Consider the following 12,233-nt stretch of genomic DNA (forward strand, 5'->3'; position numbering starts at 1 on the left):
AATAGGGTTCTAGCGGAAAGCAGCAGGCAAGCCATTGATTTTAAAGATATCACAACCCCAGAGCAAACGGGAGAGCCGCTGCGATGGCATTGCCCGCGCCCAGTAAGAGCAGACCGGCCAGGCTGCCGCTTAGGAATTTCATCGTTTTCGTCGACATCATCGTTCTCCAGAATCGGCGCGCTCTCGATTGGCCAAGATCGCCATAGTGTTTGCGAAAGCTCCAAGACGGAGCAGCTCGCTTGTCTTAGCCCTGAAGTACGCAAAAACCGAACCTGGCAAGACTTTTCCCGACGAGCGGGCGGATCGAATATATAGCAATTCAATCAGCGACTTAGAAAAAGCAAAACGCCAACGAGAGCGAAGTATCGACCGCAAGCGTCACACCGCACCTCCTTGTTACGTCACATCGGGCAGACAGGCACTAGGCTGGGCGAGGAGTGCGCGCAGCGAGGCTCATTGAGCCTAGAAAGAGCTATCAGCCACCAGCAGCCAGCTTAGAGCTTTGTGTTGGAGCTACTTTCAGGTCTTCTCCGAGTCAGCCAACGGGTGAGCGGCTGGCCGGCCAGAAAATCCGGCAACTGTATGATTTTCATCGGCTGGCAGCTGGCAGCTCCGATTAGGCTGAAGAGAGGACGATTCGTGGAAGCAGCACACATCGGACCAGCACCGAGAGGCGAAAGGCTTGGCGGTCCTGACCGCCCGAACGGACGTCCCGAGCCTGGAAGGCTGCGGACCAACAGATGGCTCAGCGTCCCTCGAGCCTGTGAATCCCAAAGACCAGAGACGCCCTAGCGCCCGAAAGCCGACCGCTCAGCTCAAGTCAGCTCTTCCAGGCACTGCGCCAGCGACACGCGCCAGTCGGGGGTTGCCAGGCCGAAGGTCTCTTCGAAGCGCCGATTGCTGAGCACCGAGAACATCGGACGCTTCGCCGGCGCCTGATACTCGGAGGAAGGAATCGGAAGCAATTTGGAGGCGCTTCCGCTCGCCTCGAGGATTGCCCGCGCGAACCCGTACCAGCTGACCTCGCCGGCCCCGGTCAGGTTGTAGAGACCGCCGACCTCGTCCAGATCCAGGTCGCCCCGGATGACGCGGTAGAGCACCTGCGCCGTGATCTCCGCGAGCATTCGGCTCCAGGTCGGCGAGCCGATCTGGTCGTCCACCACGCGCAGCTCGTCGCGCTCTTGGAAGAGGCGCCGCATGGTGAGCAGGAAGTTGGCGCCGCGCGCGCCATAGACCCAGCTGGTGCGGAAGATGAGCGCCTTGGCACCGGACTCCAGCAGGGCGCGCTCGCCGCCGAGCTTGGTCTCGCCGTAAACATTGATCGGGTCCGGGGTGTCATCCTCGGTATAGGCGCGGCCGATCGTACCTGAATAGACGAAATCCGTGGAGTAGTGGATCACGGGCACGCCAAGCTCGGCGGCGAGCCCGCCCATCTCACCCACGGCGTCGGCATTGATGCGTCTGGCGGTCTCGCGATCGGTCTCGGCCTTGTCGACGGCGGTGTAGGCGGCCGCGTTGATGATGGCATCCGGCTTGGTCTCGCGGACCAGCCGCGTGAGCGCGCCGGCGTCCAGCAGGTCGATCACCGGGCCGTACTCGCCTTCCAGCGAGGCCGCGACCACATCGCCGAGACAGGCGAGGGTTCGCCTCAGCTCCCAGCCCACCTGGCCGTTGGCACCAATCAGCAGGAGACGCGGCCGGGCCCCGGCCAGGATTCTGTCGGTCATGCGTAGTCCTCGATACCTGGTAGCCGCTCCGCCGGAATCTCTTTCAGGCAGAGGGCATGCTTGTCTTTTTGCGATAGCTCGGGCGTCCCTTCCAGAGGCCATTCGATGCCGATGTCCGGGTCGTCCCAGCGGACGCTGAATTCTGTGTCCGGGCTGTAGTAGTCGGTGTTCTTGTAGACGAAGAGGGCGGTCTCGCCAGTCACCAGGAAGCCGTGGGCGAAGCCCGGCGGAATCCACAGCTGACGCTTGCTCTCCCCGGACAGCGTCACACCCACCCACTTTCCGAAATGGGGTGAGCCGCGCCGGATGTCCACGGCTACGTCGAAGACCTCCCCCGCGAGGACCTGAGCCAGCTTCCCCTGGGCATGCGGGTGCTGGATGTGCAGACCGCGCAGGACGCCCTTGCGCGAGAAGGACTGATTGTCCTGGACCATGGGCCGCGAAATGCCCTGCTCGGCATAGCTGCTGGCGCGGAAGGTTTCGAGGAAATAGCCTCGCTCGTCGCCAAAGACCCTAGGCTCGATGATAAGGACGCCGGGAATAGCCGTCTCGATGACCTTCATGGCGCGCCCCGGCGCAACAGGCCGAGCAGATAGTCGCCGTAGCCGCTCTTCTGCAGCCCCTCGGCCATGGCGCAGAGCTGCGCCTCGTCGATCCAGCGATTCATGAAAGCCACTTCCTCCGGACAGCAGATCTTGAGCCCCTGACGCTTCTCGATGGTCTCGATGTACTGCCCGGCCTCCATCAGGGACTCGTGCGTCCCTGTGTCGAGCCAGGCCGTGCCGCGGCCGATCCGCTCCAGTGCCAGCTCGCCTTCGCGCAGATAGCAGTTGTTGAGATCCGTGATCTCCAGCTCGCCACGCGCCGAGGGCTCCAGGGTCTTGGCCAGCTCGCAGGCCTTGCCGTCGTAGAAATAGATGCCGGTGACCGCCCACTTCGACTTGGGCGCGGCCGGCTTCTCCTCGATGCTGACGACCCTGCCGGATTCATCGAATTCCGCGACACCATAGCGCTCGGGATCCGAGACGTAATAGCCGAACACCGTCGCGCCATGCTCGCGGGCGCTCGCGGCCTTCAGCTGATCGACCAAGCCATGGCCGTAGAAGATGTTGTCGCCCAGCATGAGGCAGGAGGGCGAGTCGCCGACGAAGGACTCGCCGATCAGAAAGGCCTGGGCCAGCCCCTCGGGGCGCGGCTGCTCGGCGTAGCTCAGGGCGATGCCCCACTGTGAGCCGTCGCCCAGCAGCGAGCGAAACATCGGCAGATCCTGCGGCGTGGAGATGACCAGGATCTCGCGAATTCCGGCCAGCATCAGCGTGGACAGCGGATAATAGATCATCGGCTTATCGTAGACAGGCAGGAGCTGCTTGCTGATCGTCCGTGTCAAGGGGTAGAGCCGAGTCCCGGAGCCGCCGGCCAAGATGATGCCTTTTCGATTCATGCCATCTCCCATCCTAATCTGCGGCACCGAGCCGCTCGCCGCGATAGCTGCCATCGGTCACGCGCTGACACCATTGCGGGTTGTCCAGATACCAGGCCAGGGTGCGGCGCATCCCCGACTCGAAGGTCTCCTGGGGCTCCCAATCCAGCTCGCGCTTGAGCTTGCTGGCGTCGATGGCGTAGCGACGGTCATGCCCTGGACGATCCGGAACGAAACGCTTCAGGCTTGCGTGCGGACGATGCGGCGAGTCGGGAAGCAGCTCGTCCAGGAGAGCGCATAGCGTATCGACCACCTCGAGGTTCGTGCGCTCACTATTGCCGCCGACGTTATAGACCTCGCCCGGCGCTCCGGCCTCGAGCACCCGCCAGATAGCGCTGCAATGGTCGGTCACGAAGAGCCAGTCGCGGATGTTGCCCCCGTCCCCGTAGATGGGCAGCGCCTTGCCGCGCTGCGCCTTGAGGATCATCAGCGGGATGAGCTTCTCCGGAAACTGGTAAGGCCCGTAGTTGTTCGAGCAGTTGGTCGTTAGGACCGGCAGCCCGTAGGTGTGGAACCAGGCTCGGACCAGGTGGTCAGAGGCCGCCTTGGACGCCGAGTAGGGCGAGTTGGGCGCATAGGCCGTGGTCTCGGTGAAGAGGCCGGTCGGCCCGAGGGAGCCATAGACCTCATCGGTCGAGACATGGAGGAAGCGAAAGGCTTCCCGCGCCTCGCCGCTGCGCTTGCTCCAATACTCGCGGGCGCAGTCCAGCAGATTGAACGTCCCCACCACATTGGTCTGAACGAAGGCGTCAGGCCCGTCGATGGAGCGATCGACATGGCTCTCCGCCGCAAAGTTGACGATCGCGTCGACCTCGTGCTCGGCGAGCAGCCGGCTGACCAAGGCGTGATCGGCAATATCGCCCTGCACGAAGACATGGCGCGGGTTGTCGCGCAGGTCGGCCAGGGTGTCCAGGTTGCCGGCATAGGTCAGGACGTCTAGATTGATCACCCGGGCGTCGGTCTCGTCCAAGATGTAATGGACGAAATTGCCGCCGATGAATCCGGCACCGCCGGTGACGAGTAGGGTGCGCATCGGGTCCTCTTGCGAAGGGGTCCTAGGGGTGATCGGTCGGTGGCGAGATCAGGGCCAATCAGAAGGGGATATCGTCGTCGAAATCGGCGCCTCCGCCGACACCGCTCGAGGGCTCTCCGGCGTTTCCAGCGGACTGCTGAGCCGGCCGGCTACCGCCGCGAGACGCCGGCGGCGCGTCGTTGTCGAAGGGCACCGCGGATCCCATCGCGCCACCCTGGCGGCTGTCGAGCATCTGCATGGTGCCGTTCATATCGATCACGACCTCGGTCGTGTAGCGATCCTGGCCGTCCTGCCCCTGCCACTTGCGCGTGCGGAGCTTGCCCTCGACGTAGATCTTGGAGCCCTTGCGCAGATACTGCTTGACGATCTCCGCGACCTTGCCGAAGAAGACCACGCGATGCCACTCGGTGCGCTCCTGCCGCTCGCCGGTGTTGCGATCCTTCCAGGTCTCGCTGGTCGCGATGCTCACATTGGCCACCGCGTCGCCGCTTGGCATGTAGCGCACTTCGGGATCGGCGCCGAGATTGCCGATCAGAATTACCTTGTTGACTCCCGCCATTTCTTCCTCCCGCCCCGCAGCGTGTCGGGACGATCAATAAATCACTGAATATCGCTAGCCATCCCGGCCTCTCCTTCGTCAGGCATTGGCCGAAGAAAAGGTCTGCAATCTTGCCCAATCGAGCTGACGGCTGTCCACTTTGAGGTAGGCCACACCTTCGTCAAGCGCGATCACGGCCTCCTTCACGCCGGGGACGGCGAGCAAACGCGCTTCCAGGCTGGGCGCGTCGTCCTCCGGTGCCCCGCCGAGCGAGATGACGTGCCGCGCGAGATTCTCGGGAATGGCCATGGTCGACACCAGCCCCGCCCAGACCAAGCACGCCATTGCCCCGAGGAGATAGACGGCATCCGCGCCGAAGCCCTCGTGTGCCCAGCCGCCCAGAAGCCCGCCGAGGAAGGCACCGACGAACTGGGAGCTCGAGAAGACGCCCATAGCGGTTCCCTTCGCCCCAGCCGCGGCGGCCTTGGAGACCAGCGAAGGCAAAACGGCCTCCAAGAGATTGAAGATGGTGAAGACCACCAAGAGCAGGAGGCCCATCCCCCACAAGGATTGATTCAGGACGAAGAAACCGAGCATCGAGAGGCCCAGGGTGACCACGGACCCGAGCAGCACCTGACGCACCTTGCCGAGCCGCTCCGCCATGATGATGAAGGGGACCATGGCGACGATCGCGAGCAGCACGGCCGGCAGATAGACCATCCAATGATCCGCCAGCTGCAGCCCCGCGTCCTGGATCGAGAGCGGCAGCACGACGAAGAGACTGACCATGGTCAGATGCAGCATAAAGATCGCGACATCCAGCCGCACCAGGGTTGGATTGCGAATGACACCAGAGAGCTGACTCAGCACCGGCTGCGCGTCGCGGTGGATGCGCGATTGCTTGGGATCCGGCACCACATAGGCGAGAAGCAGCATGCCGACCACGGCCAGAACGGCCGTGAGCCAGAAGATGCCCGAGATCCCGATCCAGCGTGACAGGGCCGGCCCCAGGACGATGGCGGCGGCAAAGGACAGGGCGACGCTGATGCCGATGGCGGCCATGCCCTTGGTGCGCACCTCGTCGCGCGTGAGATCCGCGGTCAAGGCGATGATGGCCGCCGCGATGGCCCCGCTGCCCTGCAGCACCCGACCGATGATCACCCAATGGATGCTGTCCGCGGTGGCGGCGACGCCGCTCCCGAGCATGAAGAGCAGCAGGCCGCCATAGATGACAGGCTTGCGACCGATGCGATCCGATAGGAGGCCCAGCGGGATCTGAAAGATGGCCTGGGTCAACCCGTAGGCGCCGATCGCCAATCCGACCAGCAGCGGCGTCGCGCCCGGCAGGTCATGGGCGTAGATGGCCAGCACAGGCAGCACCATGAACAGACCGAGCATGCGCGTCGAGAAGATGGCGGCCAGCCCGGCCGCGGCGCGGCGCTCGCTCGGCAGCAAGGGGGTACGGGGGATCTCTGGAGGCTGGGGGGCTGTCTGTGTCACGGCGGACGCCCTTTGCGTCTTGAAGGCGAAGCTTCGCATAATAGCAGTTTGATTCGGGCCACAGCACGGACGTCACCGGACGCTCGCGGCGGGCCGCGGATCGAGCGCCCCCGCCAAGAGCCATCCAACCCGGCAGCACCATGGACACCATCCGCATCCGCGGCGCACGCACGCACAATCTCAAGGCGGTCGACCTCGACCTGCCGCGCGACCGGCTCATCGTCTTCACCGGGCTCTCGGGCTCGGGCAAGTCGTCGCTCGCCTTCGATACCATCTACGCCGAAGGCCAGCGCCGCTACGTGGAGTCGCTCTCAGCCTACGCGCGGCAGTTCCTCTCCGTCATGGAGAAGCCGGATCTCGACCACATCGAGGGGCTGTCCCCGGCCATCTCCATCGAGCAGAAGACCACCTCGCACAATCCCCGCTCGACCGTCGGGACCATCACCGAGATCTACGACTACCTGCGCCTGCTCTTCGCCCGCGTGGGCCAGCCGCGCTGCCCGACCCACGGCGAGCCGCTCGAGGCCCAGACCGTCAGCCAGATGGTCGACCAGGTGCTCAATCAGCCGGAGGGCGACAAGCTGATGCTGCTCGCCCCCGTGATCTCCGCGCGCAAGGGTGAATACCAACGCCTGCTCGGCGAGCTGCACGCCCAGGGCTTCATCCGCGCCCGCATCGACGGCCAGCTGTGCGAGCTCGACGCCCCCCCGGAGCTGGACCTCAAGAAGAAGCACGACATCGAGGTCGTCGTCGACCGCTTCCGGGTCCGCGACGACCTGACGCTGCGCCTCGCCGAGTCCTTCGAGACCGCGCTCAACCTCTCGGGCGGCATCGCCCGCATCGGCTGGATGGACGACCCGGAGCGCGCCGAGCTGACCTTCTCGGCCAAGTTCGCCTGTCCCATCTGCGGCTACAGCATCCCGGAGCTCGAGCCGCGCATCTTCTCCTTCAACAACCCGGCCGGCGCCTGCCCGACCTGCGACGGCCTGGGGATCGAGCAATTCTTCGATCCTTCCAAGGTGGTCGTCCATCCGGAGCTCAGCCTCGCCGGCGGCGCGGTGCGCGGCTGGGACAGGCGCAACGCCTACTACTTCCAGATGATTCGCGCGCTCGGCCAGCACTACGACTTCGACCCAGAGACGCCCTGGCTCGAGCTACCCGAGCAGATCCGCGCCATCGTCCTCTACGGCAGCGGCAAGGAGAAGCTCAAGCTCAAGCTGCCCTACGAGAAGGGCAGCCCCAAGGCGCGCACCTTCGAGGGCATCGTCCGCAACATGGAGCGACGCTATCACGAGACCGAGTCCAGCACGGTGCGCGAGGAGCTGGCGCGCTACATCTCGCATCAGCCCTGCCCCGCCTGTCAGGGCTCGCGGCTCAACGAGGCCGCGCGCAACGTCTTCGTCGGCGACCACAATCTGCCGGCCGTCTCGCGCATGCCGGTCGGCGAGTCGCTGCGCTACTTCGAGGCGCTCGCCCTGCCCGGCAAGCGCGGCGAGATCGGCGCCAAGGTCATCAAGGAGATCGCCACCCGGCTGCGCTTCCTGGTCGACGTCGGCCTGGACTACCTGACATTGGAGCGCAGCGCCGAGACCCTCTCGGGCGGCGAGGCCCAGCGCATCCGGCTCGCCAGCCAGATCGGCGCCGGCCTGGTCGGCGTCATGTACATCCTCGACGAGCCCTCCATCGGACTGCACCAGCGCGACAACGCCCGCCTGCTCAAGACGCTTACCCATCTGCGCGACATCGGCAACACCGTCATCGTCGTCGAGCACGACGAAGAGGCCATCCGCAGCGCCGATATCGTCGTCGACCTCGGCCCCGGCGCCGGTGTCCATGGCGGCGAGATCGTCGCCCAGGGCAGCGCGGAAGCCATCGCCCAGAGCACCGCGTCGCTGACGGGACGCTACCTCTCCGGCGACCTCAGGATCGAGATCCCGCGGGACCGCACACCCAGCGACCCAGAGCGCCAGCTGCGCGTCCTCGGCGCGCGGGGCAACAACCTGCGCGCCGTGGATGCAAGCATCCCGGTCGGGACCTTCTGCTGCATCACGGGCGTCTCCGGCTCGGGCAAGTCGACGCTGATCAACGACACCCTCTACCCGGTCGCGGCCCGCCACCTCAACGGGGCCAGCTTGAGGCCCGCACCGCACGGGGGCGTGGAAGGCCTGGAGCACTTCGACAAGGTCGTGGACATCGACCAAAGCCCCATCGGCCGCACGCCCCGCTCCAACCCGGCGACCTACACCGGCCTCTTCAACCTGGTGCGCGACCTCTTCGCCGCCGTGCCGGAGGCGCGCTCGCGCGGCTACACCTCGGGCCGCTTCAGCTTCAACGTCAAGGGCGGGCGCTGCGAGGCCTGCAAGGGGGACGGACTCATCCGGGTGGAGATGCACTTCCTACCGGACATCTATGTCCAGTGCGACACCTGCAAGGGCCGGCGCTACAACCGCGAGACGCTGGAGATCCGCTACAAGGGCAAGACCATCGACGAGGTCCTCAATCTCACCATCGAAGACGCCTTGGAATTCTTCGCCCCGGTCCCCGTGATCAAGCGCAAGCTCCAGACCCTGGTCGACGTCGGGCTGGCCTATGTCACCCTCGGCCAGAGCGCCACCACGCTCTCCGGCGGCGAGGCCCAGCGGGTCAAGCTCAGCCGCGAGCTGAGCAAGCGCGACACCGGACGCACCCTCTACATCCTCGACGAGCCGACGACCGGCCTGCACTTCCACGACGTCAAGCACCTGCTCGACGTCCTCCACCGCTTCCGCGACCAGGGCAACACCGTGGTCGTCATCGAGCACAATCTGGACGTCATCAAGACCGCCGACTGGATCATCGACCTGGGCCCCGAGGGCGGCGACAAGGGCGGCGAGATCATTGCCACAGGCACGCCCGAGACGATCGCCGCGAATCCGCGCTCCCACACCGGGCGCTTTTTGAAGCCGCTGCTGGAGCGCGGCTGGTAGTGGCGAGCGGTCGGCACGCGTCGCAGATATAGGACATTGGAGCTGTCATCAGGGGAAGGCGCCCCAAGTCTTTGGTCAGGGATGGTCGCGCTTGGCCGCAGGTCCAGTTTCACGCTTAAATGGGGCCGCGCCGGCGCCGATGCCTCCCGGGCCCGAGCTCTAGGGCCGCCGCCGGCGGTCCGGGCGCAACGCGAGACGCCGACCAGGTCGGTCCATGCGCACCTCGCCAGGCAGGCCGAATCGGAGCAGACATGTCGGAGCAGGTCGAGACCCTCACCCTCGTATTCGCGGACATCAGCGGCAGTACCCGCATCATTCAGGCGCACGGCGACCAGGTCGCGCATCAGCTGATTCAGCGCTGTCTGGAGTGCGTGGCGCAAGCGGTCGAGCGCAACCAGGGACAGGTCCGCGAGCGGATCGGCGACGAGCTGATGTGCACCTTCGCCAGTCCGCGCCAGGCACTGGAGGCGGCGCTCGAGATACAGGCCTCGGTCAAGGCCGCCGGCGAGTCCGGCCAGCCGCCCGTGAGGCTCAGGATGCACATCGGGCTGCACCACGGCCCCCTGCTGGTGCAGCAAGACCAGTTGTTCGGCGACACCATCCACATCGCCAAGCGCATGGTCGACCTCGCCAAGACCGACCAGATCCTCACCACACAGCAGACGCTGAGCGCGGCCGGCGCCATGCCCGAGATGCGCTTCCGGGTCGCGGACGAGATCCGCATCAAGGGCTATGACGCGCCCGTCCAGATCTACGAAGTCTTGCGCCAAGACCCCGGCGAGACCCAGATCGGCCAGAGCGCGCTGGCGATGACGGCGGGCGAAACCTATTCCCGCTGCACCCTGAGCTATGGCGATCAGAGATTCACCCTGGATGCCGCGCACCCCATCCTGAGCATCGGCCGCGAGACGGGCAACGATCTGGTGATTCCGGAGGGCTGCGTCTCCCGCCAGCATGGCCGCCTGGAGTATCAAAAGGGCCGGATTATCTTCTTCGATCAAAGCACCAACGGGACCTCGGTCTTCGAGGGGGACGCGCGCGCGCCCATCATCGTGCATCGCGAGCAGCGCTGGCTGCGGGGCAGCGGCCTGCTCCGCTTCGGGCAGCGCGCGGACGACACCGGGCGCATCACCCTGCACTACAGCTGCGAGACATCCGCCCAGGATCCGCAGGCCTAGGGACGACTCGAAAGCCGGCCAGCTTGGGATTCTCGGGCCAGCAAAAACCTGTGCCATCCACGATACGATAAGGACGCAATGGCAAGGTCTGTCAACATCTCACCGCACCAAAGTCAGTTCTTCGCCTGGGAGCTGACGCGTCGCGCAAACGCCGACACGGTCGAGTCCCTCGGCTCGACGCTGCTGGACGCTCAGGTCGACCTGAATCCGCATCAGGTCGAAGCTGCCTTGTTCGCCTGCCGCAACCCACTGTCGCGCGGAGTGATCCTGGCCGACGAGGTCGGTCTCGGCAAGACGGTCGAGGCCGGGCTGGTGCTGGCCCAGCTCTGGGCTGAGCGCAGACGTCGACTGCTGATCATCGTCCCGGCCAACCTGCGCAAGCAGTGGCACCAGGAGCTGATGGACAAGTTCGCGCTAGAAGGACAGATTCTAGAGTCCAAGGGCTACAACCAGCAGAAGCGCGACGGTGTCGGCAACCCCTTCGACACCGCCGGCCCTGTCATCTGCTCCTACCAGTTCGCAAAGGCCAAGATCGACGACCTGCGCAAGGTGCCCTGGGATATCGTCGTCTTCGACGAAGCCCATCGCCTGCGCAACGTCTATAAGCCGAGCAACGTCATCGCCAATACCCTGAAGGACGGCCTTGCCCAGGTACCAGCCAAGGTGCTGCTCACGGCCACGCCGCTTCAGAATTCCCTGCTGGAGCTGTTCGGCCTGGTCAGCGTCATCGACGAGCGCGTCTTCGGCGATCTGGACAGCTTTCGCCGTCAGTTTGCACGGGTGAATCAGCCTGAGACCTTCCAGGCGCTGCGCCGGCGCATCGCCCCTTTGTGCAAGCGCACACTGCGCAAGCAGGTGGCGCATACCATCAGCTACACCAAGCGAATCCCGATCGTCGAGGAGTTCACGCCGAGCGACGACGAGCAGCACCTGAGCCTCCTGGTCGCCGACACGGAGGAGCCGACCGACCTGGCCGAGGTCATGGCACAGGATTTCGATGCCCTAGACGAGGCGAGCGAAGAGGATGGCGAAGGGAAGATCGACGCCGAGATCCTGTCCGCCAAAGAGCGTGAGGACATCGCCAAGGAGATCGCCGAGCTACATCACTACGAGCAGATGGCCAAGCGCATCCAGCTGGGGGGTGTTATTCCCAACACTGTTTCGTCGCGAATTTCTTAGATTCGCCCACCTCGCCACCGGTCATGTTGCCCGCATTGCCACACCGCCTCAGTGGTGAAGAAGGTCGGGAATCGACTTAGAGCGGTCACCGACGCGAACGAGTCGACTGACTCAGCTGTCCCATTATGTAGCGCTCTACATAATGGGACTTATGTAGAGGCCCCGTTTATGTTGAGTTTTCGCGCCGACACCTCTGATGCGGGGCATCGGCGCGACGCGATCTCTACATAATTTAGAGTTCCAAGAGGAAGCGCATCAGCTCATCGGGCGGCTGGTAGTGCGTCGGTTCCATCGCCGGGTCCTCAAGGCGAGCCAGAGCGATTTGCTTCATCGTCAGATCGGCCTCGACATAGCGATGGGTGGTCGTCATGCTCTCATGCCCCAGCCAGAGCGCGATCACGCTGAAGGCGACGCCGGACTGCAGCATATGCATCGCGGTGGAGCGTCGACTATGCCGAGTTCGGCATAGGAGGCACTATTCCGAGCCCCGGACTATGCCGAGTGCTCCAGGCGCGACGTTTGTTTGACCTGCGTTTTCAGGTCTCTGCGCACGTGGGCCTTGATCATCGTTTGGTCCACTGTTGCTAAGCTGCCACAGGGACGAGGTGCGGCTGCCTCGCCGGGCGCGGTCG

Annotated in this window: 10 protein-coding genes; 3 read left to right on the plus strand and 7 right to left on the minus strand. The window is 64.8% G+C overall.

Features of this window, described 5'->3' with window-relative positions:
* Positions 1 to 815: 815 nt before the first annotated feature.
* The 6 genes from rfbD to G3446_RS23980 all read right to left on the minus strand — a co-directional run bounded on the left by rfbD (position 816) and on the right by G3446_RS23980 (position 6,317).
* On the minus strand, positions 816 to 1,727 hold the full coding sequence (gene rfbD, locus G3446_RS23955) for a dTDP-4-dehydrorhamnose reductase (RefSeq protein WP_164456071.1): 912 nt from the start codon (positions 1,725 to 1,727) through the stop codon (positions 816 to 818).
* Entirely contained in the window at positions 1,724 to 2,290 is a 567-nt protein-coding gene (rfbC, locus tag G3446_RS23960; protein WP_164456073.1) for a dTDP-4-dehydrorhamnose 3,5-epimerase, read from the minus strand. Before rfbC ends, rfbD begins: the two co-directional genes overlap by 4 nt.
* On the minus strand, positions 2,287 to 3,168 hold the full coding sequence (rfbA, locus tag G3446_RS23965) for a glucose-1-phosphate thymidylyltransferase RfbA (RefSeq protein ID WP_164456075.1): 882 nt from the start codon (positions 3,166 to 3,168) through the stop codon (positions 2,287 to 2,289). Before rfbA ends, rfbC begins: the two co-directional genes overlap by 4 nt.
* A 13-nt stretch (positions 3,169 to 3,181) precedes the next feature.
* Positions 3,182 to 4,240: a dTDP-glucose 4,6-dehydratase gene (gene rfbB / locus G3446_RS23970; protein WP_164456077.1), complete on the minus strand. Its 1,059-nt coding sequence runs from the start codon at positions 4,238 to 4,240 to the stop codon at positions 3,182 to 3,184.
* A gap of 58 nt (positions 4,241 to 4,298) precedes the next feature.
* Entirely contained in the window at positions 4,299 to 4,799 is a 501-nt protein-coding gene (gene ssb, locus G3446_RS23975; protein WP_164456079.1) for a single-stranded DNA-binding protein, read from the minus strand.
* A 78-nt stretch (positions 4,800 to 4,877) separates the two neighbouring features.
* Positions 4,878 to 6,317: an MFS transporter gene (locus G3446_RS23980; RefSeq protein WP_164456081.1), complete on the minus strand. Its 1,440-nt coding sequence runs from the start codon at positions 6,315 to 6,317 to the stop codon at positions 4,878 to 4,880.
* Positions 6,318 to 6,418: 101 nt separating this feature from the next.
* Between G3446_RS23980 and uvrA the strand changes: the two genes are divergently transcribed.
* From uvrA to G3446_RS23995, 3 genes are all read left to right on the plus strand, one after another.
* Positions 6,419 to 9,244, plus strand: coding sequence for an excinuclease ABC subunit UvrA (gene uvrA / locus G3446_RS23985; RefSeq protein WP_164456083.1), 2,826 nt, complete (start codon positions 6,419 to 6,421; stop codon positions 9,242 to 9,244).
* Positions 9,245 to 9,495: 251 nt separating this feature from the next.
* Entirely contained in the window at positions 9,496 to 10,422 is a 927-nt protein-coding gene (locus G3446_RS23990; protein ID WP_164456085.1) for an adenylate/guanylate cyclase domain-containing protein, read from the plus strand.
* Between the two features lie 78 nt (positions 10,423 to 10,500).
* Positions 10,501 to 11,601 carry a DEAD/DEAH box helicase gene (locus G3446_RS23995; protein WP_164456087.1) on the plus strand — a complete coding sequence of 367 codons (1,101 nt, stop codon included), beginning with the start codon at positions 10,501 to 10,503 and terminating at the stop codon, positions 11,599 to 11,601.
* A 232-nt stretch (positions 11,602 to 11,833) separates the two neighbouring features.
* Here the strand turns inward: G3446_RS23995 and G3446_RS24000 are convergent, their stop codons facing one another.
* Positions 11,834 to 12,034: a site-specific integrase gene (locus tag G3446_RS24000; RefSeq protein ID WP_209262609.1), complete on the minus strand. Its 201-nt coding sequence runs from the start codon at positions 12,032 to 12,034 to the stop codon at positions 11,834 to 11,836.
* Between the last annotated feature and the right edge of the window lie 199 nt (positions 12,035 to 12,233).

It is taken from the genome of Thiorhodococcus minor (genome assembly GCF_010820565.1).
GTDB classification, from domain to species: Bacteria; Pseudomonadota; Gammaproteobacteria; order Chromatiales; family Chromatiaceae; genus Thiorhodococcus; species Thiorhodococcus minor.